Raw genomic sequence first — 22,851 nt, 5'->3', positions numbered from 1 at the left:
CCTTAGGGTCCCTTACCCTGCAGCTGCGTCGCCAACGCACCGGCCGCCGCGGGCGTCAGCCCCAGCTCGACGTGCATGCGTGCGCGCGTCAGCGCCACAAAGAGCAGGTTGCGGCGCAGCTCGTTCAACTCCTCGAAGTCCACTTCCGTGACCACCACGGCGTCGGCCGACTGGCTCTTGAAGCGGCGCACGGTCTCGATGCGCAGCTCACCGTCGCTCCACACCGGGCGGCCCTGCTCGTCGTAGCCGCCTTCGAAGCGCGCAAGCCGCCAGTCGGCCAGCCGCTCCTGCGCCAGCAGTCGGGACTTGTCGCGCCCGCGCCAGCTCAGCACAGTGATGTCGGCCAGCGCGAATCCCTTGTCGGGGTTGACGTACTTTTTGTGGAATCTGGTGCGCCCTGGGCTAAAAAAGCAAAGAAAATCAACAGGTTACGCGTCATCCCCTACCCGCAACCTGACGGCTTCGCCAAGTGCTTGTCATCAAAGGGAAAAGCCACCAGCGGCGCACCAAATTCCACAAAAAGTACGTCAACCCCGGGTTCTGCTGGCCTGCGACGAGGCGCCCGCCCCGGCGGCCGAGGACTACGCTCGAGTGCCCTGGGTCCCGGAGCTGGGCTTCTGGACTGAGCTCAAGCCCGCCCAGCTGCCCGCGGCCAAGGTCCTCAACGATTTCCTGCTGCGCCGCCGCACCAGCCTGGTACGGGTGCCGGTCAAGGAGCGGTCGCTGGAAATCTTCGGCAACGAGAAGCGGCTGGACGCACTGCGCAGCGGCGACCACCTCTTCGGCGGTCGGCTGTCGCTGCAGACGTTAGGCACCTTCGTGGTGCCGCCACCCCTGCCCTACCGGCCGGCCGCGGCGCCGGGACGCCCGGTGCTGGTCGTCGAGAACCACAACAGCTTCTGGAGTTTCGGGGAGTGGAACCAGCTCGCCAAGCGCTACGCCGCCGTGGTCTACGGCGCCGGCGAGGCGTTTCGCTGCAGCGGCGCCGCGCTGGGGCAGGTGCTGCGCGAGGTCCGGGCCAGCGGCGCCGAGTACCTCCGGGATCTCGACCCGAGAGGCCTGCGCATCCCCATGGAGTTCAACCGCGCAGCGCTGCCCGCAGGACCTCTGGTCGCGCCGGCGCTGCCGGCCTACCGCTGGTTGCTTGACCACGGTCGCACGAGAGACAAGGCCCAATGTGCCGACGCGGATGTCGACGTGGCGTGCCGGTGGTTGGACCCGGACCTCGGGCAACGGCTGGCCGCGCTCTGGCGAGCCGGACAGTGGATTGCGCAGGAGGCCTTGGGCTACGAGCAGCTCATGGCCGGATTCATGACACCGCCCTGCTCCATCCCGGGGTGAACACTTGCAAATAAAGCATGGCCAATAGCTATCGGCTTTCGCTCGGCTTCCACCCCCGACTGCTGGCATCAGAGATCTCGATGCGTGATCAACGCTCTGACCGCCGACTTCCTGCAGCAGCGCGACGCGGCACAAGAGGAACCTCGACATGAGCAACACCGAGATGGCTCACATGCGCTTCGATGTACGGTTCCAAAGTCCAGGCGACCCAGACGCTGGCTCAGGCCACCGGGCCCTGAGGCCGGGGCGCCGGCCGTACGTTCAGCGGCACCTCCTTGACATGCTGCTCAGCCTGCCAGTGGTCATAGGCGGATTGCACAGCCAGCCACACGGTGGCATCGCCACCGCGGTCCTTGCCCAGCCAGGCCTCGATGCGCAAGGCCATCTCGGGCGAAATGCCGGCGCGGCCGTTGAGCACTCGCGACAGCGTGGTGCGATCCACGCCAAGCTGAGCAGCGGCCTCGGTCACGGTCAGGCCAAGAGCCGGCAGCACGTCATCGCGCAGCGTCAGGCCAGGGTGAGGGGGGTTGAACATGCGACCCATGGTGTCAGTCCTCAGTGGTAGTCCTGGTAATCGACCAGTACCGCATCAGTGCCGTCGAAGGTAAAGGTCAGCCGCCAGTTGCCGCTGACCGAGACAGCCCAATGGCCGGCAAGCGAGCCCTTGAGCGAGTGCAGCTTCCAGCCGGGCAGGTTCATGTCCTGGGGGGCTTTGGCTGCGTTCAGGAACGTCAGCATGGTGCCCAGTCGGGGCGCGTGCTGCGCCTGGATGCCCGCTGTGCTACCGGTCTCGAAGAACCGTTTCACGCCCTTGTGCAGGAAGCTCTTGATGGCCATACGACAATTGTAGCGCGAGGCGCCTCACGCCACAACACAGAGGTTGCGTGCTGTGCCGTCTTGCGTGTCAACGCCGAAGTAATCCTGGCTCTTCCTCAATCTCTGTGACGGGGGTCAGTTCGGGTGCAGGACGCGGATTCTCATCAGGTCAAGCTTGGCCCTCCCGTACATCTGCCGCTTGAGGTACTTCAGCCGGTTGATCTGCCCCTCAACCTGCCCGCTGCTCCATGGAGAACTGAACGCGGCTCGCACGGCTGAGAGATCAACCTCGAGCCCGGCCGCGAAGCGCTGCAGGTCTGGCATCGGACAGGTGCGCGCCTGGGACAGCCAACGATCGAATCCGTCGGGGTCGCGACTGCGCGCGAGGCCGAACAACCGGAGCGCCAGCTCACGTGCCGCGGCAACCGTCGGCTCGATGCGGCAGAGAGTTTCGACGAAGCGTTCCCGGTCGCTGCGCTCGGTCTGCGTGAGCGGGCCCTCCTGCCAGCCCAGCAGCCAGGCACAGGCGCGACGTGCAGACGGCGCAGAGATCGTGCGCACGGCAGCCGCGACGGAATGCAGCTTGCCGCCCTCAGGTGCAGCGCTGCGCAACTGCGCGAAGGCATCACGCACGATGCTGCGCCCGCCGGTGAAGCCGCGAGCGCGCAGCTCGCGCCAGACCTGCATGGCATTGCGGCAGCCTTCAGCGGCGCGTGTGGCCATGTACTGGCGATGGGCGTCGAGCAAGCTCAAAGCGGGAGCACGCTGCGCCCGCTCGGGGAACGCATCGGCGTGCACGAAGCTCCGCACGGTGCGACGGTCGAGGTTCATAGTCTGACCAATTGCCCTGATCGATTCGCCGGCCCTGTGGCGACGTACCGCCTCTTCGTAACGGGCCAGCCGACATTCCCGGCGTGCGTTGCTCTGACGTTGCCAAGCCTTGAGAGGTAGCTCGGTCGGCACGACATCCGCGGGCTCGGTGGGCGCCTCGGCCGGGATGGCTTCAAGCTGCAGCGTCTCGCTCGCCTGCCGGGCTGCCTCCTTCAACTTGCCCGGGCAGCGCAGCAGCACCCGTTCAAAGGCATCGCGCAGGTTGGCCAGCAGGTGCCAGCGGTCGGCCACCTGTTGAGCGCCGGGGGCGGCCGTACGCGCTGCATCGGCGTAAGCGCCGCCCCGGTCGCGGGCGATGACCTCGACGGCAGGTTGCTCCTTCAGCCAGGCGACGACAGTGGCTGCGTCGCGTCCGGCCAGCAGTTCGATCGGGCGGTGCTTCTCCAAGTCGACGACGATCGTGCCGTAGCGGTGGCCGCGGGCCAGCGCCCAGTCGTCGATGCCGATGACCACAGGAACCGCCGTCGGCGGCGGACATCCGGCGCGACGCAGGTCACGCAGCACCGTCGGCCCGCTGACGCGCATGCCCAGGCGTGCGGCCAGCCGGGCGGCCGCCTCGCCGCCAAGGGCGTAGCCCAGCGAGCGCACTGCCTCAACCAGCCGCAGCGTGCGTCGTTGGCCGGCGGCCACCAGCGTCTCGACCCGCTCGGAAAACGTCCGCCGCGGGCAGCCGGGGTTGACGCACTTGAACCGCCGCACCTCGACGGCGAGCGTCACGGGCTGGCCAAAGGTTGGGCAGTCAGCTATCCATCGCCGGTAACGGCCGTGCAGACGCGTACTGCTGCAGGTGCAGCGGGGACAGGCTGCCGCCTGAACAAGGCTGCCGGCGTCCACCACCAGGCGGCTACCGCTATCGTCCCAGGAGCTGACGTGCTTGCCGACGGCCTCCAGCAGCGAGGACAGCCCGGGGATGACGACCATGGTGTGCTTGCGTTCTCGAGCCCAAAGGGCTCGATCATGTGGGTCGCCCGACCCCCGTCACAAAGATTGAGGAAGAGCCAGTTTTGCATCGGCGGCGACACTTGCGTTCGGTGCGCGTCAACGTACCTGTCGCCTGACCTATGCAGCCAGCGGCTGTTTATTCGATGCGTGTGAGTGCGCCGCCACGACGGCCTCGCGCTCCGGGTTGAGGGTCACGGCGCCGATGGGCGTCCAGTTGCGAGTGGTACGTGACCAGCGTGCAGGGTTGCGCTCACGGGCAGCGGTGTAGACGGCATGGCGTGCGGCAAGGATCGCGTGGTCACGCCCGGCATGGCGGTCGGCGGGGCTGACGTAACGGATGCCGCTGTGATGGTGCTGGGTGTTGTACCAGCCCACGAATTCAGCAGCCCAGGCGCGGGCGTGGTCCAAGTCAACGAAGCCCTTGGCAGGGAACTCCGGCCTGTATTTGGCCGTCTTGAACAGGCTTTCCACGAAGGCGTTGTCGTCGCTGACGCGCGGGCGCGAGTACGACGGTTTCACGCCCAGCCAGTGCAGCATGGCCAGCACCGTGGTGGCCTTGAGCGTGGCGCTGTTGTCGCCGTGCAGCACGGGCTTTTGCGTCAGGGCGTGGATGCCCTCGGCCAGCGCCGTGCGTTGCACCAGGTGCGCCGCATGGTCGGCATCGTCCGTGTCGTGCACCTCCCAGCCGACGATCTTACTGAGATGGACCCGACGCCTCCCTTCGGGGAGACTTTGTACCCCAAGTCCGAGTTTTGGTACGGAGGCCCATCATGGAAGTCGACGTCCTGGGAATCGATCTGGCCAAGCAGGTATTCCAATTGCATGGAGCCAGTCGTAGCGGCCTGGTAGTGCATCGCTCCAAGGTCAGCCGGCAAGGGTTGCTCACAGCCGTCCGCAATCTCAAGCCGCGACTGGTTGTGATGGAGGCGTGCAGCTCGGCGCATTACTGGGCGCGACGACTACAGGCCATGGGCATCGAAGCCAAGCTGATCAGCCCTCAGTACGTGGCCCCGTTCGTCAAGACCAACAAGAACGATCGCAACGACGCAGAGGCCATCGTCGAGGCCGCCAGCCGGCCCACCATGCGCTTCGTACCCGTCAAGACCGTCGAGCAGCAAGACATGACAGCGCTGCATCGCATAAGGCAGTTGCTGGTGCAACAAGCAACTGCGGTCATCAATCAGGTGCGCGGAATTCTGGGCGAGCGTGGCATCGTCATCGCGAAGTCACCGGCAGCCTTTTACCGCGCCATGCCGGATGTGCTTGCCAGCGACGACGCCGAGTTCACGCAGTTCTGCCGTGGCCTGCTGGTGAGCTTGCTGGAGCACCTGCACAGCATTGAGGAGCGCATCACCGAGGCCGACGGGAAGATCAAGGGCTTCATGCGCAGCTCGGCGTTGTGCCAGAAGATCAGCGCCATCGATGGCGTAGGCGCCGTGACCGCCACTGCTATCGTCGCGGCTGTCGGTGACGCCAGTGAGTTCAGGAACGGCCGGCATCTGGCAGCTTGGCTCGGTCTGGTGCCAAGGCAGCACTCGTCAGGAGGCAAGTCTCGGCTGTCGGGCATCAGCAAGCGCGGCGACGTTTATCTGCGCACTTTGCTGATCCATGGCGCCAGATCGGTGCTGAGGTTCGTCGCGGACAAGACCGACGCGCAGAGCAAGTGGCTGCGAGAGCTCATTGGGCGGCGTGGCTTCAGCCGTGCCGCAGTCGCGTTGGCCAACAAAAACGCACGGGTGATCCAGTCACTGCTCAGCAGCGATCGCGACTACGTGCGTCCTGGTGCGGCCTGAACAAGCTCGGCAGTCCACCACGTAACAAGGAACCCCTACAGCAACTGGATCAAGGAGGACCACACCCAACGCAGGTTTGCGAAGCTCTACCAACGTGATGACAAACCGGTCAGACCAGCATCCCGAGAACCTGTAACAGCCGACGGCTGAGCAATCGAGCCGTCTTTTTGCTGAGGACGGGATGCGCGGATCTCATCGAGGCTGCGGGCATGCACTCAGATCTGCCCATCAAGCAAGCCGGATACATGCGTGCAGACCAATCTGATCACCTCGTAGGACTTGCAAAAGGCGTCGGCTCCATACATGCACGCGGAGTCCGTCCACCCCAGTTTCTTGCGGGCCTGCTGCTCCAGGCAACATGCTGGTAAAAGGCATTCAAGGCCGGCAAGAATTCCGCTGGGTAGTGCTTATATGCACAAGCGTCTCCGGAAGCCAGCAACTGGTGCAGCGGTTGGCTACAGAGCGCGGATAGAGTTGTTAGCCATGGAAACCATGGCACCGATTCTTCGGATCAGCGCACGGTGCCATTTGCCTCCGTTGGTCAGACCGTCAGTACAGGGGTTTCAGGCACCAAAAATCTTCTTGAGCAGCCATCTCCAGCGGATCACAGGTGACTCCTGCGGTTCCTCGGATTCGCTGGTCAAGCTTTCGGGCGCGGGCAAGCCCTGCGCCCATCCTTGCAACCATGCCCTGGCTTCAGGCGAACCCTCCGGGTAGGGAAGCCGATGTTCCCGCCTTCGAGCAGCCTCGAAGCCCTCCCTCCATATCTTGTCGTTGCTTTGTGGCAATGCAGCATTCCCTGTTCAGACGTGTCCGGGCTTGATTTCCAGTCAAAGGCTAGGCCTGGTCAGCTCGACTGCGCTGGTGATTTCAGCCAGGCCAGTGTCCGCTACCAGTCAAAGACAGGGCATGGCGAAGCAGTTCGAAGCCTGTGCCGGTCCAATTCCGTTTCTTCGGCCTTTCTTGACCACTCTTCGTCAGTTCGCCCTCGCCTTTGAATGCTCGGGTGACCCACTCCGGTGAAAAGTCGTAACCGGGCGCTGTCGGTGTGGGTTCAAGGCCCGGTTCCCGGCGCTAAACGCCGTCGCCTGTGCCGGGCAAGAACGCCGGCCTTACCGCCTTGAGGGCATGGCAGTTGCAAGGTGGCTCGTTTGCGACGACACCCACTTCCCGACTTGCGATACCGAGAGCCGTTGCCTGTCCCTATGAAACCCCGGCAAGACACGTCCGGCGTGCCGCTGTGGTGGCCGCTGATGCTGCTGGGCGTGGGTCTCGTCGTTGCGGTGCTCGGGGCGGTGTGTCAGCAGCGCGCCAACGATGCCCTGGTGCGCCAGCGGCTGCAAGTGGGGCTTCAGTGCCCCAAATCCTGCGCGGCCGACTCCATCCGGTGTTGGTGTGCCGGGGCGCTGTTCACCGGGCACCCTCGGCTACGGCGGACGTCAAGCCGGTGCACCACACGTGGATCGGCCATGCGGCAAGCCCAGTGTCCTGGCCGATCCTGCGAGCCAGCCATCCAGCCAGTGCGCTTCTTCCGGGGTGCCGCTTGCATAGGGGCATGGGATCTGGAAGGTCTCTCCAGCCTCATACCCCTTGTTCCAAGCGCTCGTGTCGTTGCCGTGCAAACCTTTGACTCAGGTGCCAGCGGCGCGCCGCCGTCGGACACCAGCACCGTCCGGCAGCGGTCATACGCCGTCCGTGGTCAAACTCCCCGCTTTCTGTCCGGTCACAGCAACCGTAATCCTCAACAGCGGTTCAGCGGCTTCGCGATGACTGCAGGGCGTCCCGGATTTCGCGCAGCAGCACGATGTCCTCGGGTGCGGCGTCGGGCGTCTCCGCCGGCGGCGGGGAGGGCTCCTCGCGGCGCAGCCGGTTGATCTGCTTGACCATCAGGAAGATCACGAAGGCCAGGATCAGGAAGTTCAGCGCCACCGTGATGAAGCTGCCGTAGGCGAACAGCGGCACGCCGGCCTTGGTCAGCGCCTCGTAGGTCATGGGGCCGCTGTAGCCGGGCGGCGGGTCGGCCAGCCGGACGAAGTAGTTCGAGAAGTCCAGCCCGCCGACGACGCGGCCGACGACGGGCATGAACAGGTCCTTGACCATCGAGTCGACGATGCGCTGGAACGACGCGCCGATGATCACGCCGACCGCCAGGTCGACCACGTTGCCCTTCATGGCGAAGGCTTTGAACTCGGAGAAGAAGCTCATCGACTGGCCTTTCAAGGTCTTTTTGGGTGCAGTGGTAGTACCGGGCACAAGGCCGGCAGCGGCCAGTATTTCCGAGGCTCGCTCCCTGTCAAGGCCTTGTCGCGCTGTCGGCCCTGCTCAGCCCGGCTGCCGTGGCGGTTTTTGGCTACCGAACAAGCGTGCGTGCTCGCCAACCTGTGGCCAACACATTGCATGACGCACGTTTCAGGTTCTGGCTCCCGTGTCCAAGCCCGGCGCCAAGATAGGCCAGCATGGTCGTGAGGTTGTGCAGGACAAGCACGAGCCCAAGAACGACGACAACGCGGCTGTTGCCATGCAACCAATGGACAAGTACATACGCAACCTCCTTGCGTACCGGCCTCTTCCGGCCCGCGCAGCAAGCTTTAGCGCGGACGGTGCACCCTGGGCTTGTAAACGTACACGCTGCAACCGGAAGTGCGTGGCGGACCGCCATCGCGCCCGCCGCCGCGTTCAAGATCATCAGTCCGACAAGGCTTTGCCCGGGAAGGCTTGCAGATAAATCCGAAACGCCCGTCGCCAAGCGGCCTTCCAACACCTGCCCGCAGCGATGTTTATTTACACCGCGACCAACCTCCACCGGCTTGAGCAGGTAGCCGTCGAAGCCGGCGTCGCGGCTGCGCTGGCAGTCCTCGGCTTGGCCTTAGCGGCTGAGCGCGACGGTCACGGCCGCGGCAAGCCGGGTGTCACGGCGCAGCGCCCGCGCCACGGAATAGCCCTCCATGCGCGGCAGCCCGATGTCGAGCAGGACCACGCTGGACTGCAGGCCGCGTGCCACATCCAGCGCCTGCATGCCGTCGTGGGTCAGCTGCACCCGGTGGCCGTCGGCTTGCAGCAGCAGCGCCAGCGACTGCGCCTCATCACTGTTGTCGTCCACCACCAGGATGGTCGTTGGCTCCAGCAGCGCGCGCCTCTCGTGCCGCGCCTCGTGTGACAGTGATCTCATAGAGCCGTACCGGTACGCCGCGCGCTCCAACCTGCTGGAGACGGAGCACCTCAAGCGGCTGCTGGCCGAGGAACCGGCACAACTGCAGCGCTACGCCACCTTGGCGACATTGATCAACCGCCGCCTGACCCAGGTGGACCACATCGCGGACCTGCGCATGAGCCAGGGCTTCAAGGCGGCACGCGAGTTCGTCGGCTGCGGCGGTGGCAAGCAGCTGCAGGACCAGAGCCGCGGCCTTGTGGCCGAGGCGCGCGCCGAGCAGCGGCTGCTGAGCCAGCGCGAGCGCCGGTTCCAAAGCAGTGCGATGCTGGCCATGGCCAGCATTCCTGGGCAAGTCGGTGGACATCAAGCAGTTGCTGGCGGTGCTGTCGCGCCATGGGCGTGCCAGCGGTCAGGCGGCCGCCCCGGCAGCGCTTGCCACTGCTGCCCAGACACCTGCCGCGCCGGCGCCCTGGCCACCGATGGAAGGCATTGACCCTACCCTGGTGCGCACGGCGCTGCAGGGCAACTTCGAGCGGTACGTGCAGCTGTGCGCGCAGTTCATGGAGCAGGCACAGGCCGCACCCGAGGAGATCACCGCGGCGCTGAACAGTCAGGACGCGCAGGCGGCGCTGAACACGCTGCACAGCGTGCGCGGAGCTGCAGTGTCGCTGGGCATGAAGCGCTTGGCTGCCGCTGGCAGCCATGTGAAAGAGGCCATACGCGCAAGCCGCGCCAGTGCATGATGCATTGGGTGAGTACGCCAAGACCCTGGCGCAGCTGGAACAGGCGCTCTCACCGTGGTTATCGCCGGTATCGAAAGATACACAGGACAGCCCAGTTTGAGAAACGTCAAATTGCGCCTGCATTCGTGACAAAGGAGCACCCCGGGCCCCTCAGGACAAGGCATTTGCAGCCAGCCCTTGTGAAACACTGGGCACGTAGCTTGCGCCACCCACAGCGCGGCTGAATGCCAAGCGGTCGTGTGCCCTGGCAACTGGGACAGCAGCCCTGCCTCGGAGGCAGTGGCCTGTGCGTGGCAACCGTGCCCACCTGCAATGAACGCGATATCCGACTGCCGCCATGGCGGCATTGCCGAGACTGATGCCCTTCGGGATACGAAAGCCAGAGCCATGCCACCCGTGCACGAATCCGTTGTTCTCTACGTTGAGGATGACCCTGTCAACGCGCTGCTGATGCAGCACCTGCTGGCGGCGCACCGACCGCGATGCGCGCTGCATGTAGCCGAGGACGGCAGGAGCGGCGTGGCGTGCGCTGAGCGCCTGCGGCCGGACTTGGTGCTGATCGACATGAACTTGCCCGACATCAGCGGCTTGGAAGTACTCCAGGCGCTGCGACAGAACCCGCGAACGCAGTCCCTGCGCTGCATTGCGCTGTCAGCCAACGCCATGCCAGACATCGTGGAGCATGCCCGCACGGCTGGCTTCAACGACTATTGGACCAAGCCGATCGACATTCACGAGTTCTTGCAGGATCTCGACGGGCAGCTGGCGCGGCATTGAATGTCCGATTCCTCGGGGAGGGGGCGGCAGAAATGCCGTCCCCTGCCCTTCCACCTCGGGCACGCTGATGCCAGTTCGAGTGCATGCGTCCATTCCATTACCCCCGCCAGCAGTTCACGGAAGGGCATGTTGTCGGGGAGCGGTTGGCAGAACACGGACCCGTAGGGCCATCTACAGGCTTGTCCTCTGGGTGGGTGCTCTGTCAACGGTGGGCGCGTATGCTGATCTGCTGCCCTAGGAAAAATGGGTGGGGCCCCGGGGAGGGTCAGCCCTTGTCCAATCCTTGTGCCCTAAGCAGTGCGGCAAGTAGCTCTAGCGCTTCTGCTTCAAACCCCATCGAGTCCGTGTTCCCTAACTCACGCTCTTTCCGAGCTTCGTTGAGTAGGGCTATGGCTTTGCGTAATGCTGAGACTTCTGCTTCGGTCACTGTGGCTCCTGCTGGTTGAATGGGCCGTGGTCGTCGGCCCTTTCGTTCACTCTGCTGCGCAATACCTGTTGGCGCCGGTACCGAATTGAGCCGCATTCTGTGAACTTACCAACGAATTGCTAAGTCAAAGGTTAGAGTGCAAGTTGTTGATCGGACAGGCAACTTCGCAATCCGTGTTGGCAGCAATATCCCGTCGGCACGATGGCTTATTCTGACGGCGGCGCCAACAGCTGCCGGGACTGCGGCTTTTTCAATCCGTGTAGGTCTCGCTCTCGAACCCGTTCCAGCTGAATCCTGTGTGGCGTGGGTCGTCGCGCAGCGCAGGGCCGTAGCGGTAGACCAGCTCGCAGTTTTCGTAGCGGCCGCGCTGTCCCCTTGTGGACATGGAAACGAATTCGCCGCCGCGGATACATCCTTGCCAATCCGGTGACGCTAGCTTGGCAGGCGCTGTTACAGGAGAACTGCCATGCCTTATCTTGGTCACCATGTGCTCATGTGGGCTTTGGGTGCTGCCACGGCAGCAGGGGCAGTCGCCGCCTCAGCAGGAGAGGTGCCGCGCTACCGGGTGCAGGACCTGGGCAGGCTGATAGCCACGGCTGGCCTGAACCTGTACGACAGCCGCCTTGAAGACATCAACAACGCCGGTATCGTCGTGGGCGGTGGGAGTGGCGCGTCGCCGCTGTTCATGATCGAGCAGGGGCGGCTGAGCCTTCTGCCCGTCGATGGGTTTGCGTCCGACGGACGCGCTACGGCAATCAACGAGCGCGGCGATATCCTGGCCTGGACACTGGACAACAGGGGCGGCGGGGGCTACCGCGACGTGGTCTACCGCAACGGGGTGGCGACCAGGCACATCACCGCACCGGCCGGCACCGGGCTGGGGTCCGTGAATGCAATGAACGAGGCGGGCCAGGTCATTGGCCGAGTCATGCAGGTGGACAGCGACGGAGGTGCTATCGGGGAATGGCTACCCATCATCAACGACGCCGCGGGCAGCCGCCTCATCACCATCCCCAACGCCCGCGCTGCTGATGCCAACGCCATCAATGACCATGGCACGGTCATTGGCACGGCGGACCTGAATGGCCGCGGCTCACGGGTTTTCGTCTGGCGCGATGGCCACAGCGACGTCTTGCCCGTGCCTATCGGCGGTGGCGACAGCCCGAACGACTATTACTACGGCCAGGACATCAACAACGCCGGTCAGATGTTGGTGCGGCACATGACTTACGGTCCGGGCTCGGGCATGACCGAATTTATTTATCAGGACGGGCACTACACGCGGCTGCCGCTGGACAGCGACCAGCGCTTCGACGGCGGTGGTGGATCGGACATCAACGAACACGGCTGGGTGGTGGGGCAGCGAACGTTCGAAACACCTGACGGCACCGCGCCTGACAGGCGTGCCTTCCTGTACCGCGACAGCCAACTGCACGACCTGGACAGCCTGCTGCGCCCACAGGACTCGCAGCGCTGGCAACTGTCTGAGGCGCAAGCCCTGAACGACCGTGGTCAGATCATCGGCATCGGGTACCTGAACGGCCAGTTGCGCCAGTACTTGGCCGCGCCCGTGCCAGAGCCGTCTGCGGGCGCGCTGCTGTGCGCCGGCTTGGGGCTGGTGTTATTGGCGGCCCGGCGAGGCCGGTCCGGCCGCGGGTAGGCCAATCAGTGCTCTAAGCGCCAGTGGGTCCGAACTCACTAACGCTGTCAAAGATGATGGCCAGCGTGTTTCTTATGCCAAATAAGGTCAGTACTCCGAGGGCAGTTTTGATATTGGGAACGGGCGCAAGCACGCGTTGGTGGACCCTGCCGAGTTTCTACGATGGCGCAGTTCCAGATCCTGTGTGCCGCACCATGCCAACAATCCGTGCCTAGCCCGAGGCAGAGCAGCCGCAACGTGCTGTCTGGGGCCAAGCCCAGTGCTCGGGCGTGTTGTGCGCGCCTGCAGCGCAGCCCATCATGGGCACCCATGCACCTGTTCCTCAGCCACCAGAGTTGCAGCAAGCCGCGCGTGCGCCGCATTGCCAAGGGCTTGCCGCCGCACGTGAGCTGGTGGCTGGACCAGGACGAGATGCCGCCGGGCTCGGTCTTCCCCCGCCACATCGAGGAAGCGATCGCGCAGAAGTGCGATTTCTTCATCGCCTTCCTTGACGAGCGCGCCCTGGACAGCGAGTGGGTGCGGCGCGAGATCGCGCTGGGGCTGCGGCGCGAGGCCGACCTGCAGCGCACGTTCGTCATTCCGGTGCTGCTGCAGGACGTTCGCGCACGGCTGCACGAGCTGGACCTGGCCGAGCGGCTGTACCTGCCGGGCTGGGATGAAGACGACGATGCACGGCTGGCGCAAGCGCTGTCTGCGCAGCTCTTCGCGCTGGCCAGCCGCATCATCGAGAGCCTGCGCGGGCTCGGGCGCCGCGGCATGCTTGATGCCTTCGCCGCCGAGCTGACAGCCTGGAAGCAGGCCGCCTTTCAGTGGCGCGCCTCGCTGGGCAACAGCATCGCGGTGCTCATCACGAACCAGGCCGCCTTCGACCATGTGCGCGAGTCGGTGGCGGCATACAACCGTGTCGCCGACGTCTTCATCCCGCGCCTGGCGCTGCACCGCGACCGCATCACGGCCGCCTGGGCTTCCTACCGCGGGCTGTGCGAGGACACGCGTGATCTGGTGGGCCGCATCGAGCAGGTGTACCGCAGCGAGATGTACCGACTCAACGAGATCCACGAACTGGTGCATGCGGCGCTGGTGGCGCCGCCTGACGCCGAGAGGCTTGCCACGGCCGATGCGCGGCGCAGCGCCATCCTGGCCGAGGCGGGCGCGGCGCTGGACCAGCTCTCCGAGCGCGCCACGCGGCTGCTGGCGGCGCTGGAGCGCGAGATCTCCTGAGCCACAGCACGTCGCAGGATGCGCTCAGGAGCAGTTGGCCGTTTCGTTGCGGCGTTCGAGATCGATGCTGACCGCCCCGTTGCTCAGCCGCATGCCGGAAGCGCCGACGAAGTCGCCTGTCCAACGGTCGCCGCCCTGGACCGCCAGGCTGTCGATGCGGGTAGCGGGTTTCAGGGCAGTGCCCGGATCGAAAGCCACGGTGCCGTAATTGGACACCACCACCGCCATCGTCGCGGCTCGACTCCCGGAGCTCGTAATCTCGCAACCCGTCGCCGTGGCGTTGGCGAAGGCGGTGAACTTGTAGCGGCGGCTGGAGTTGTTGACGTCCACCCATACGCCCGTGGTCATGTCGGGGAAGAAGTCGTTGAACAGGTGCAGCTTGCCGTCGTCGGAAACCAGCTCGTTGACGGACGCGTACTGCCCACTGAAGCAGCTGCCGATCGTCACCCGGCGTCCTTCGACCCGGCCAGAGGCGTTGCTGCAGTTGGGAAGCCCACCGCTGGCCGTGACGGCGTAGCTGGTACCGAAGAGCACCGGAGCGGGCACACCAGTGTTGGGGTCGGGGGGCGCGTCCACTGCCAGCGTCAAGGCGCAGGGTTGGCCCCCACAGTCCACCGGCTGAAAGCCCGCCACCAGAGGATCGTCCTGGAAGAACTGTCCGCCCCCGGTGCCCAGAAAACCGACGACGGCAGACTCCAGCGCCCCGCCGCCACAGCCCGCGAGCAGGGCCACCGTGACGGCTGCGGTGCAGCGGCGCCACTGGACACTGCAAGGCCGAAGACCACGCAGACAGGGGCGGTCTTGTTGCTCAAACATGGCCGGTCCTTTGCACGAAGGTGGGACCTGCAAGCATGCCCGGCCTTTGCACCGCCGGCCAGTGACGAAGGCCACGCCGGCATTGACGAGTGTGCGCCTCACCAGCATGAAGAGGCCAACCTGGTGAGGCTGTCCGTGGCACCAAGTGTCGCGGTAACCCGTTTGTCGGAGGCACTGGGGCTGGTGAGGGTACCGATGGCGGCTTTGCCCGGGCACCAGCCCTTGGTGACGGCCTGCTCAGCGCACGGGCGGCACGGCTGCAGCGCTTGCCGGCATGAGGGCGAACATCCGGTTGGCGTTGCGGATGCCGCTGGCGATCTCGCGAGGGCCCAGCCAGGTCTCGACCAGGCCACCCTCCAGCCAACCACGGTGCTCGTAGCGCAGCAGCCGGCCGTCCTGCGTCAGGGCCAGCACCACGCCTTCGCCCGGGGAGCAAATCTGCGCGAAGTCAGCCCAGCCGCTGCCCACGTCGGCGTGGCCCTGCCACCCCAGGCCGCCGTCCGCAAAGCCCAGATGACGGTACCAGCGCAGCGTGCCATCGGGCAGCACGCCATAGATCACGCCCTGGCCGGCGCAGAACACGCGCGCGAACTGCGTCCAGCCCGAGCCCACCGCATGGCCGCCGCTCCAGGCGCCGGCACCGCCCTCCAGGAACGCACCATGGCGGTACCAGCGCAACGTGCCATCGGGCTCGATGCCGTAGAGCACGCCGTCGCCGCCAGCAAAGACATGGCTGAAGCGCTCCCAGCCGCTGCCCACGTCCTGAGGCCCCTGCCAGACAAAGCTGCCGTCGTTGAAACCGTCATGGCGGTACCACTTGAGGACGCCGTCCTGCGCCACCGCGAAGAGGGCCGCGCCGCCCGCGGGCACGACCTGGCGGAACTGTACCCAGCCCGAGCCGCAGGTACGCGGCCCCATCCATGCGGCCGCCTCGCCCGCCCGTGCGGCGCGGTGCGCCAGCCACATGAGTTCGCCGTCGGCAGCGACGGTGTAGAGCGTCAGCGGCGTGGGCACCGGGCCGACGGGGAAGGTGCCAATGAACGGCTGGGGTTCGCGCACGCTGGTGCGCCCGTCCTCGGCGCAAGCGATCACGCCGCGCTCGAAGCGCTGCGCGCGGCCCGTACCGTCCGCCATCTCCGGCTCCACCGGGTAGCCCAGCGCGCTGCGCTCCCAGCCCAGGCGTGCCCAGTGGGCGCAGATGGCGCCGTAAACCTCGACGGCGCCGGTGGCAGCGGTCCAATAGATGGAGGCCTGCGGTGTTCCGTCGAACTGCAGCGCGCGGAAATGGTTGAAGCGCCCGAGACCGTCGGGAGTTGCGAGCTCGTCGGTGACGGGATAGCCGTAGCGCTCGGCCCCCAGCGCCAGCCAGCGCTGGGCGATGGCGCCGTGCACTGAGAACGCGCCCGTGTCGGGATGCCAGGCGATGAACCCGCCGGCGAAACGCTGCAGCCGCCCGGTGCCGTCGCCCGTGGGCGCCTCGGCCGCCAGCGGCGCTACCAGAAAGCCGTCCTGCCCGCCCAGCCGGCGCCATTTGACGACGATGGCACCGAAGACCGGGATGCCGTTGACGCTCTCGGGATGGTCAGCACGACGGATCACGTCGCGCACATAGGGCCACCAGGGATGGCCAGGATCCTCGTGCTGACCCCAGGCCGGCCCCCGCCCGCCCGGCGCGAACCACTCGTCCACCACGGTGGCCTCCTGCTCCAGGTTGAGCGCCGGCCAGGGCTGGCGCATGTCGGCCGGCGGGAAGTAGTAAGCGCTGCCCTCCACCACGCCCGCCGTAAGCCGGTGGCACAGGCGCGGCTGGTACTTGTCATGGGCGATCTGCCAGACATGGCACAGCTCGTGGACGAACAGCTTGCCGGGCACGGGATATGGCGGTTCGACATGCGTGGCCGGGTTGTCGTAGGCCTCGGTGCCGAGGTTGACCAGGATGTCGCCGCCGATCGTTGGCATCGTGAAGGCGGCGCTGCCCAGCCCGCTGAGGTTGGTCAGCACGATACGGTCCAGTGGCAAGGTATCGCCATACACCCTTAGCGCCAGGTCCCGCTCGATCTGCTCCATGCGTCGGTGCCGGATCAGCGCCGCAGCAGTGCCAGCGCCGGCCAGGAAGGCGGGTACGACATAGGTCGGCCCGGCGATGAACAGCGCGGGCCCGATGGCCAGGATGCCTGCCAGCGGGGCGGCGCCCTCGAACAGCGAGGCAGCGGCATCCGCCAAGCCCTCGCCTACGTCTTCGACCACCTCCACGGCGTCATCCACCACGCCGCCAATGGCGTCCCAGATGCTCATGTCCAGCGCTCCTGTTGGTGTTGAACCGGTTACACGCGGCCCAAATGGTCGGGCGGTCTTGATCCGATATCCGATGTCACCTCAGCACGACGGGCACCCTGGCCCAGCCGCCGACGGGCGAGACCGCGCGCTCGGCCGGCTGCTGTGGATCAAGCGCGATCGACGTCGTCGCGGCGAGCAGTTCGCGCACAAGGATGCGCATTTCAAGCGTCGCGAGCAGACGCCCCGGGCAGGCGTGTAGGCCGATCCCATACACCAGGTTGCGGTCAGCGTTGGCCAGTGGCTTCAGTGCATTCAAATCTCCAAAGACCGCTTCGTCGCGGTTCGCGGAGGTCCAGTTCAGCTTCACATGGGCTGCTGCGGGCAGTGCCACGTCCCCGATCGTGAGCGGGCACGTTGTGATGCGGCGGCTGGACACGAACGGGTCGTCGATGCGCAGGATCTCGTCGAGAACGGCGTCCAACTCAGTGTCGGCAACGCCGGCGCGCAGCCGCTCTTGCAGCCGCGGCTGTGAGGCCAAGTGGTGCACGAGCACGCCGACGCACAGTGCGATCGAGCCCAGGTCGCCGCCGGTCCAGTTGCGCAGGACCGAAACGATCTCCGCCTCGCTGAGTGGCTGGCCGTTCACCTTGGTGTGTATCAGCTCGGTGGTGACGTCGCGCGCGCCTCCCGGCGACACGCCTGCGCGGCGTGGTTCGAGCACCGACCGGATCAGGGCGTCGAAGTCCTGCGCCACCCGCTGGGTCCACGCGCGGTCCCCCGAGCGCGTTGCCGCGTGGTTCTCGGCCACCCAGGCGACGAGACGCTCCTCGAGCGCGGCCGGCCAGCTCAGCCATGTGCTTTGCGCTCGCACCGCGAAGCGCGTCCCGAGCCCGGACACCGCGTCGACGCCGGTACCCCGCGGCAGCGACGCGACCAAGTCCGTCGCGACGCGGCGAAAATCCTCCTCGAAAGGAGCCAGCGCCCCCGGAGTGAGGAAGCGATCCAGGGCCTGACGATACGCCGCGTGTTCGGCCGCGTCGAGGCCGTTCGGGACATGAAGGTGGCGCGACACCGCGCTGGAGAAGCGGTCGGGATCCAGCGCGGCCTGCACCACCAGCTCATGGCGCAACAGCACCCATTCGCCGTGGACGTTGCGCACCACACCGTGCCGGGGACGCAGTTCGTCGGTGTAAGCCCGCAGGTCCCGGCCAGCTGCCGACAGGTCGTCCGGCATGTGCTCGGTCATCCTCAACTCCTTGTCACGGACGGTGGCCGGCACCGCAAAACCTCGGCTGGCGAAGCGCACTCGGATGCAGAGCGACGCCAGCTGAGTATCCCCGGTGAAACCACCGTTGTGCGAACCCGCGGTGCGCCGCTCGAGCGGGCCTAAGAAGCAACATCAATCCTACGTTGGTGACTGCGAGGCATCGAGGATCCTCATCCGGCCATCGGGCTCGACCAGGTAGACCCTCGTCGGCGGGTAGGCCTGCAGCAACGCCGTGGCCTGCGCTGGCGGTCCGATGGACAGCGCCGTTGAAAGCCCATCCGCCAGCGTCGCCCGTGAGGCGGCCACGGAAACCGACAAGTAATGGTTGGCGCTGCGGCCCGTGCGGGGATCCAGCAGGTGGTGGACGCGCGGGTCGGTACCGAACAAGGTGCCGTAGCCGGCGGACGTTGCCAGTGCCGGCAACGCACCGCGGTCCTCGCCCAGCGGCAGTTCAAGGATAGTGCGGGTGAGTTCGCGTGGATCGACGATACCCGCGCGCCAGGCCTGACCGTCGTCTCGGTGGCCGAGCGCACGCGCCTCGCCGAGATCGACCAGCACATCGTTGAAACCTGCGGCCCGCAGCAGGTCGGCCACGCGGTCGGTCACATAGCCCTGAGCCACGCCATTGAGCGTGAGCGCCATGCCGGGCCTGCGCAGGCGCACAAAGTCGGGGCGCAACTCAACCGCTCTGAAATCCACCCGGCGCAGCACCCGCTCGATTGCTTCCGGGCAGGGCCCGCCCGGCGCGCCACCCGGCGAAGCAAAGTGGTCTGCATACAGCCGATACAGCGGCTGTATCGTCGGATCGAAGGCTCCGGCACTGCGCTGTGACAGCGATAGGCTGAAGGCCAACAACTCGACAAGCTCGTGAGGCGGCCCGGGCAACTCGCCCTGCGCATTCAGCCGCGACAGCGCCGAGTCGGCGCGGTAGAGACTGAAAATGTCCTCCAGCCGCTGCAGCTCGCGCACGCAGTCCTCCAATTGCGCCTGTGCCCTGGCCCGATCGGGGTGGACCAGCGTGATCGATGCCAAGGCCCCCATGGCGGTTCCGCGCCAGACGCAGGGCAGTGGTGCGGCCGCTGCGCGCACGGCGTGCCAAGGCGCCAGGGCGGCGCAAGTCGCGGCGATGGAGATGAAGCGGCGACGGCTGGACATATCAGGCCTCACTGCGATGGATGGCTGGCACCATGGCCGTGAAGGTCAACAGGTCCGAGCACATAGGCGTCAGGGATGTCGCCGAGCCGGACCACGCGGCCGCCGTGGGACGCCGTGAAGGTTTCGGCCAGCGCCGAATCGGAGAACGGCACCGCCTCCGGTGCGCCCATGCCGCCACGCATATCGCTGTCGATCACGAACCAGGCCTTTCGGGGGTCCACCCAGGCGCCCGCTTCCGGTTGGTCCCAATGGTTGGCGCGGGCCATGTCGTTGACGTAGACAGCGGCGATGTCGCGCGGCTCCTCGGGCAGCCGCAGGAATGCTAGGGTGTCGCGCACGGACGAGAACCACAGCGGGTCCTTGCGGCTGCCCAGATGGACCTGTCCTTTGGGCCCTTCATGGTCGACAAGCAGCATGCCGCAGTAGTGCCCGATGGCCTCGGCATGCACCTCGGCCGGCGGTGGTGGCGGTGGTGAGGCGGATCGGCTGCAGCCCGCGACCAGCGTGACAGAAGCGATTAACGCCGCAGCTACCCGTACGAATTCGCGCCGGCACACCATGCTCATAGCGGTCTCCTACGAAACACTGCGATGGCCAGCACCAGCGGCACGAGGATCCAAGCTGCCAGCACGGCCAGGAATACCGTTGCCGGCAGCGCCGCCGGATCACCGGGGCCCGCCATGCCGCTGTAGACCGACACGGTCTCGCTGGCGGTCATGTTGAACAGGCGGTAGACGTCGGTGGGATTGAGCAGCAGCAGCGCATCAAGCTCGGGCTTGCCCAGCACGCGCCCCTGGTCAGCAACCAGCACCCCCAGCAACGCCGTGTCGTAGAGCAACACGAAGAACAGCCACGCGCCGACCGCCAGACCCGCAGCGGTCGCGCGCTCGCGCACCAGCGTGCTGGCCAGGACTCCCAGCGCCACGAAGGAGGCCCCCAGCATCACCGAAGTCAGCATCATGCCCCCGAAGGCCTGCAGGGCCTGTGCACCGACGCCACCGCGCAGCCACAGCGCGGCGGCTGCCGAGCCGTAGCCGAGCACGGTCGCGACACCGAGGATCACAACCTGCCCCACTCCCTTGCCAACCACGACCTGCCAGCGTGCCACCGGGTAGGCCAGCAGCAGCATCAGCGTGCCGCGCTCGTGCTCGCCGACGATGCTGTCGAAGGATAGGAGCAGCGCTATCAGTGGCACGAGGAAGATCGTCAAGCTGGCCAGGCTGACGACCACCACCGCCAGCGGATCGGCCTTCACCACACCGGTCGGTGCGCTTCCAAGCAACGCCAGCGACAGCGCCAATGCGGCCATCAGCACCGTCGTGGCCAGCACCCAGCGGTTGCGCAGGCCGATCCGGACCTCCTGCGCCGCGACCGTGAACACGCTCATGGGGCTTCGCCCTCCTCTTGCGCCGGGCCGACGAGATGGTTGTACAGCTCCTGCAGCCCCGGCGCCGTGACGTCCAAATCTTCCACCTCGCCGGCCTGCGCGATGGCGCGCAGCGTCGCCATCTTCGCCTGCGGAGCCACGAGAAGCGTGAGCTCCGTGCTGCTGCGCTCGGTGCAGCGTGCCTGTGGCGGCAGCCGCGCGAGCACGGCGGCGGTGGAGCAGGTGCGCACCTGCAGCCGAATGCGGACTTCGGCCGTGACGCCGTGGCGCAGCTCGGACAGCGTGCCGGCAGCCAGCAGCCGGCCACCGTGCATGATCGCCGCGCGATCGACGCGCTGCTGTACTTCGTCCAGTGCATGGGTGGAGATCAGCACCGTTGCACCGCTGCGGCGCAACCGGTCCACCATCTCGTAGACATCGCGCCGCGATGCGGGGTCCAGGCCGCTGGTCGGCTCGTCGAACAGCAGCAGGCGCGGCTCGCCGATCAGCGCCTGCGCGATGCCCAGGCGTTGGCGCATGCCCTTGGAATATGTCGCCAGCCGCCGGTGTGCCGCATGGGCAATACCCACCCGCTCCAACAGCTCGGCGTTGCGCCGGATCGGCGCGCCCTTGAGCCGAGCATAGAAAGCCATCAGCTCACGGCCCGTCATTGCGCCATGGAATGCGACGCTCTCAGGCAGGAAGCCGATCGTGCGCCGTACTTGGACCGCGCTGAGGCCGGCCGGGTCCGTGCCGCCCACCCGCACCGAGCCCTCGTCCGGCCGGATCAGACCCAGCAGCAGCTTGATCAACGTCGTCTTGCCTGCGCCGTTGTGCCCGACGAGCGCCGTGGCCTCGCCCGCCATCAGCGGCAGCGACACGCGGTCGAGCGCCGTCACGGCGCCGTAGCGCTTGGTGACCGCACTCCACTCGGCCACCACCGTCATCGCGCGTCCGACGCCGGCGTGCGCGCCGGATGCATCAGCGGCGCGGAGTCGATCACGCCGCCGGGATAGAGGGCCGGAAAGCGTGCTTGTGCCCAGCGCACCATCTGCACGGCCGGGCTGGTGCTCAAGGCCTTGGCCGCCGGCAGCGTCCACAGTACCTGGTCCATCACGTCGTTGGGCCGGTAAGGCCGGTCGGCGATGCCGTTGCCGTCGAGATCGAAGGCGGGGTTGTCGCTCCAGTAGTTGCCGCGCCCCTGGTAGGCCCAGTCGATGAACCGCGTGCCGACGTACTTCACCTGCACGCCGTTGCCGATGAACGCGTTGCCGCTCACGGTGTTGCCCTCGGAGCCGGCGGTGAAGTGGATGCCGATCGGGCAGCGTTCGAACCAGTTGTCGCGCAGCACGTTGCGGTGGGCGTTGTAGATGAACACGCACTTCTCGTGGCCGTGCCGCACGACGTTGCCCACGACCTGCGAAGCGTTGGTGAAATTGAGCATCAGACCGTGGGTGTCGTCATCGTCGGAGACGTTGTCGCGGATCTCCAGGCCGTCTGAGAACATCAGCGCCCAGGCCATGTGGTTGCCGCGCGAGCGGTTCCCGACGATGCGGCTGTCGTGCGTGTACATGTAGTGGATCGCAAAGCGCAGGCTGGTGAATGTGTTGCGCTCAAAGACGTTCTGGCGGCTGGTGATGACGAAGATGCCGTCGCGGCCGTGGCTGATTGTGTTGCCCACGACCTGCGTGCCCGGCGCATTCCAAATCGACACGCCGTCTCCGGAATCCGACAGGCGCAGGTCGCTGCGGCCGATGATCTCGTTGTTCTCAACCAGCGATGCGGCCGCGCCATGCACGTAGACGCCGAAGAGGTTGTCCACGAGCCGGTTCGAGCGGATGCGAGCCCGAAGCGCGCTTTGCTGCAGCAGGATGGCCGCGTCCATGTCAGGCACCGTGCGGCCCGAGCCCCTGATCTCCACGCCCTCGATGCGCACGTCGGGCGCGGTGACAACGATGACGCTGCCTCGGCCATTGCCTTTGAGCACGGCACCCACGTCGCCGACCAGCGATACCGACCGATCGATGTGCACTGGCCCCGCGTGCTGCCCCGGCGCCAGGCGCAGGACCTCGCCGGCCGCTGCCTTGTCCAGCAACGGCTGCAGCGCCTGGCCGGGCGTGACCAGGCGCTCGGCGCCCGAAGCGCCGGACGCCGCCAACACGGCCGCGACTCCAGCGACGGCAAACCGCCACGGCATGGGCAACACCT

General features: G+C 66.5%; 23 protein-coding genes and 1 pseudogene. 7 read left to right on the top strand and 17 right to left on the bottom strand.

From position 1 onward, the window contains the following. Positions 1-2 precede the first annotated feature (2 nt). Entirely contained in the window at positions 3-332 is a 330-nt protein-coding gene (locus SM757_RS01595) for an ATP-binding domain-containing protein (protein WP_322463952.1), read from the bottom strand. A gap of 259 nt (positions 333-591) precedes the next feature. Between SM757_RS01595 and SM757_RS01590 the strand changes: the two genes are divergently transcribed. After that, positions 592-1,341, top strand: a complete 750-nt coding sequence (locus SM757_RS01590) for a hypothetical protein (RefSeq protein WP_322463951.1) — start codon at positions 592-594, stop codon at positions 1,339-1,341. Between the two features lie 220 nt (positions 1,342-1,561). On the opposite strand, the gene SM757_RS01585 is transcribed toward SM757_RS01590, so the two are convergent. From SM757_RS01585 to SM757_RS01570, 4 genes and pseudogenes are all read right to left on the bottom strand, one after another. Next, positions 1,562-1,885, bottom strand: a complete 324-nt coding sequence (locus tag SM757_RS01585) for a HigA family addiction module antitoxin (protein ID WP_322463950.1) — start codon at positions 1,883-1,885, stop codon at positions 1,562-1,564. Positions 1,886-1,896: 11 nt separating this feature from the next. Beyond that, positions 1,897-2,178, bottom strand: coding sequence for a type II toxin-antitoxin system RelE/ParE family toxin (locus SM757_RS01580; protein WP_322463949.1), 282 nt, complete (start codon positions 2,176-2,178; stop codon positions 1,897-1,899). A gap of 114 nt (positions 2,179-2,292) precedes the next feature. Next, on the bottom strand, positions 2,293-3,969 hold the full coding sequence (locus SM757_RS01575) for an ISL3 family transposase (protein WP_322463948.1): 1,677 nt from the start codon (positions 3,967-3,969) through the stop codon (positions 2,293-2,295). Between the two features lie 138 nt (positions 3,970-4,107). After that, positions 4,108-4,686 (bottom strand): annotated as a pseudogene (locus tag SM757_RS01570) (transposase); the annotation flags it as partial. Positions 4,687-4,760: 74 nt separating this feature from the next. Here SM757_RS01570 and SM757_RS01565 point away from each other — a divergent pair. Beyond that, positions 4,761-5,783 carry an IS110 family RNA-guided transposase gene (locus SM757_RS01565; RefSeq protein WP_322463947.1) on the top strand — a complete coding sequence of 341 codons (1,023 nt, stop codon included), beginning with the start codon at positions 4,761-4,763 and terminating at the stop codon, positions 5,781-5,783. 1,439 nt (positions 5,784-7,222) lie between these two features. Here SM757_RS01565 and SM757_RS35650 read toward each other — a convergent pair. From SM757_RS35650 to SM757_RS01555, 3 genes are all read right to left on the bottom strand, one after another. After that, complete coding sequence (locus SM757_RS35650; protein WP_456062116.1) at positions 7,223-7,405, bottom strand: ribosome modulation factor; 183 nt, start codon at positions 7,403-7,405, stop codon at positions 7,223-7,225. A 130-nt stretch (positions 7,406-7,535) separates the two neighbouring features. After that, positions 7,536-7,988, bottom strand: coding sequence for a large conductance mechanosensitive channel protein MscL (mscL, locus tag SM757_RS01560; protein ID WP_322463946.1), 453 nt, complete (start codon positions 7,986-7,988; stop codon positions 7,536-7,538). 661 nt (positions 7,989-8,649) lie between these two features. Further along, positions 8,650-8,883: a response regulator gene (locus SM757_RS01555; protein ID WP_322463945.1), complete on the bottom strand. Its 234-nt coding sequence runs from the start codon at positions 8,881-8,883 to the stop codon at positions 8,650-8,652. Positions 8,884-8,890: 7 nt separating this feature from the next. On the opposite strand from SM757_RS01555, the gene SM757_RS01550 reads away from it, so the two are divergent. The 3 genes from SM757_RS01550 (at position 8,891) to SM757_RS01540 (ending at position 10,454) form a co-directional block, all read left to right on the top strand. Continuing rightward, positions 8,891-9,427, top strand: coding sequence for a CHASE3 domain-containing protein (locus SM757_RS01550; RefSeq protein ID WP_322463944.1), 537 nt, complete (start codon positions 8,891-8,893; stop codon positions 9,425-9,427). Beyond that, a complete protein-coding gene (locus SM757_RS01545; protein WP_322463943.1) occupies positions 9,414-9,677 on the top strand; it encodes an Hpt domain-containing protein in 264 nt (87 codons plus the stop codon). Before SM757_RS01550 ends, SM757_RS01545 begins: the two co-directional genes overlap by 14 nt. A gap of 312 nt (positions 9,678-9,989) precedes the next feature. Continuing rightward, positions 9,990-10,454 carry a response regulator gene (locus tag SM757_RS01540; RefSeq protein ID WP_322463942.1) on the top strand — a complete coding sequence of 155 codons (465 nt, stop codon included), beginning with the start codon at positions 9,990-9,992 and terminating at the stop codon, positions 10,452-10,454. Positions 10,455-11,131: 677 nt separating this feature from the next. Here the strand turns inward: SM757_RS01540 and SM757_RS01535 are convergent. After that, a complete protein-coding gene (locus tag SM757_RS01535; protein WP_322463941.1) occupies positions 11,132-11,266 on the bottom strand; it encodes a hypothetical protein in 135 nt (44 codons plus the stop codon). 81 nt (positions 11,267-11,347) lie between these two features. Between SM757_RS01535 and SM757_RS01530 the strand changes: the two genes are divergently transcribed. Together SM757_RS01530 and SM757_RS01525 are read left to right on the top strand one after the other, a co-directional pair. Then, a complete protein-coding gene (locus tag SM757_RS01530; protein WP_322463940.1) occupies positions 11,348-12,541 on the top strand; it encodes a PEP-CTERM sorting domain-containing protein in 1,194 nt (397 codons plus the stop codon). 309 nt (positions 12,542-12,850) lie between these two features. Continuing rightward, entirely contained in the window at positions 12,851-13,762 is a 912-nt protein-coding gene (locus SM757_RS01525) for a TIR domain-containing protein (RefSeq protein ID WP_322463939.1), read from the top strand. Between the two features lie 24 nt (positions 13,763-13,786). Here the strand turns inward: SM757_RS01525 and SM757_RS01520 are convergent, their stop codons facing one another. From SM757_RS01520 to SM757_RS01485, 8 genes are all read right to left on the bottom strand, one after another. After that, a complete protein-coding gene (locus SM757_RS01520) occupies positions 13,787-14,578 on the bottom strand; it encodes a hypothetical protein (protein ID WP_322463938.1) in 792 nt (263 codons plus the stop codon). 237 nt (positions 14,579-14,815) lie between these two features. Continuing rightward, positions 14,816-16,873 (bottom strand): tachylectin-related carbohydrate-binding protein, encoded by a 2,058-nt coding sequence (locus SM757_RS01515; RefSeq protein WP_322463937.1) that lies wholly within the window; start codon positions 16,871-16,873, stop codon positions 14,816-14,818. A gap of 76 nt (positions 16,874-16,949) precedes the next feature. Beyond that, positions 16,950-18,101 (bottom strand): cytochrome P450, encoded by a 1,152-nt coding sequence (locus SM757_RS01510; protein WP_322463936.1) that lies wholly within the window; start codon positions 18,099-18,101, stop codon positions 16,950-16,952. Between the two features lie 159 nt (positions 18,102-18,260). After that, positions 18,261-19,277 carry an FAD:protein FMN transferase gene (locus tag SM757_RS01505; RefSeq protein ID WP_322463935.1) on the bottom strand — a complete coding sequence of 339 codons (1,017 nt, stop codon included), beginning with the start codon at positions 19,275-19,277 and terminating at the stop codon, positions 18,261-18,263. A gap of 8 nt (positions 19,278-19,285) precedes the next feature. Beyond that, positions 19,286-19,843: a nitrous oxide reductase accessory protein NosL gene (locus tag SM757_RS01500; RefSeq protein ID WP_322463934.1), complete on the bottom strand. Its 558-nt coding sequence runs from the start codon at positions 19,841-19,843 to the stop codon at positions 19,286-19,288. Then, entirely contained in the window at positions 19,840-20,664 is an 825-nt protein-coding gene (locus SM757_RS01495; RefSeq protein WP_322463933.1) for an ABC transporter permease subunit, read from the bottom strand. Before SM757_RS01495 ends, SM757_RS01500 begins: the two co-directional genes overlap by 4 nt. Beyond that, positions 20,661-21,590: an ABC transporter ATP-binding protein gene (locus tag SM757_RS01490; RefSeq protein ID WP_322463932.1), complete on the bottom strand. Its 930-nt coding sequence runs from the start codon at positions 21,588-21,590 to the stop codon at positions 20,661-20,663. The genes SM757_RS01495 and SM757_RS01490 overlap by 4 nt, the downstream gene beginning before the upstream one ends. Then, complete coding sequence (locus SM757_RS01485; protein ID WP_407655724.1) at positions 21,587-22,840, bottom strand: nitrous oxide reductase family maturation protein NosD; 1,254 nt, start codon at positions 22,838-22,840, stop codon at positions 21,587-21,589. Before SM757_RS01485 ends, SM757_RS01490 begins: the two co-directional genes overlap by 4 nt. Positions 22,841-22,851 lie beyond the last annotated feature (11 nt).

Origin of the sequence: Azohydromonas lata, from assembly GCF_034427735.1 — a bacterium.
GTDB classification, from domain to species: domain Bacteria; phylum Pseudomonadota; class Gammaproteobacteria; order Burkholderiales; family Burkholderiaceae_C; genus Azohydromonas; species Azohydromonas lata.
This window is presented reverse-complemented; position numbering and strand designations above follow the sequence as displayed.

Bases quoted from the DNA above. Each gene is read 5' to 3' on its own strand.
- SM757_RS01515 (WP_322463937.1), bottom strand. From the start codon at position 16,873: ATGAGCATCTGGGACGCCATTGGCGGCGTGGTGGATGACGCCGTGGAG.
- SM757_RS01545 (WP_322463943.1), top strand. From the start codon at position 9,414: ATGGAAGGCATTGACCCTACCCTGGTGCGCACGGCGCTGCAGGGCAAC.
- SM757_RS01495 (WP_322463933.1), bottom strand. From the start codon at position 20,664: ATGAGCGTGTTCACGGTCGCGGCGCAGGAGGTCCGGATCGGCCTGCGC.
- SM757_RS01510 (WP_322463936.1), bottom strand. From the start codon at position 18,101: ATGACCGAGCACATGCCGGACGACCTGTCGGCAGCTGGCCGGGACCTG.
- mscL (WP_322463946.1), bottom strand. From the start codon at position 7,988: ATGAGCTTCTTCTCCGAGTTCAAAGCCTTCGCCATGAAGGGCAACGTG.
- SM757_RS01535 (WP_322463941.1), bottom strand. From the start codon at position 11,266: ATGTCCACAAGGGGACAGCGCGGCCGCTACGAAAACTGCGAGCTGGTC.
- SM757_RS01500 (WP_322463934.1), bottom strand. From the start codon at position 19,843: ATGAGCATGGTGTGCCGGCGCGAATTCGTACGGGTAGCTGCGGCGTTA.
- SM757_RS01585 (WP_322463950.1), bottom strand. From the start codon at position 1,885: ATGGGTCGCATGTTCAACCCCCCTCACCCTGGCCTGACGCTGCGCGAT.
- SM757_RS01575 (WP_322463948.1), bottom strand. From the start codon at position 3,969: ATGGTCGTCATCCCCGGGCTGTCCTCGCTGCTGGAGGCCGTCGGCAAG.
- SM757_RS01490 (WP_322463932.1), bottom strand. From the start codon at position 21,590: ATGACGGTGGTGGCCGAGTGGAGTGCGGTCACCAAGCGCTACGGCGCC.
- SM757_RS01520 (WP_322463938.1), bottom strand. From the start codon at position 14,578: ATGTTTGAGCAACAAGACCGCCCCTGTCTGCGTGGTCTTCGGCCTTGC.
- SM757_RS01550 (WP_322463944.1), top strand. From the start codon at position 8,891: ATGGTCGTTGGCTCCAGCAGCGCGCGCCTCTCGTGCCGCGCCTCGTGT.
- SM757_RS01485 (WP_407655724.1), bottom strand. From the start codon at position 22,840: ATGCCGTGGCGGTTTGCCGTCGCTGGAGTCGCGGCCGTGTTGGCGGCG.
- SM757_RS01565 (WP_322463947.1), top strand. From the start codon at position 4,761: ATGGAAGTCGACGTCCTGGGAATCGATCTGGCCAAGCAGGTATTCCAA.
- SM757_RS01505 (WP_322463935.1), bottom strand. From the start codon at position 19,277: ATGTCCAGCCGTCGCCGCTTCATCTCCATCGCCGCGACTTGCGCCGCC.
- SM757_RS01525 (WP_322463939.1), top strand. From the start codon at position 12,851: ATGCACCTGTTCCTCAGCCACCAGAGTTGCAGCAAGCCGCGCGTGCGC.
- SM757_RS01530 (WP_322463940.1), top strand. From the start codon at position 11,348: ATGCCTTATCTTGGTCACCATGTGCTCATGTGGGCTTTGGGTGCTGCC.
- SM757_RS01540 (WP_322463942.1), top strand. From the start codon at position 9,990: ATGAACGCGATATCCGACTGCCGCCATGGCGGCATTGCCGAGACTGAT.
- SM757_RS01580 (WP_322463949.1), bottom strand. From the start codon at position 2,178: ATGGCCATCAAGAGCTTCCTGCACAAGGGCGTGAAACGGTTCTTCGAG.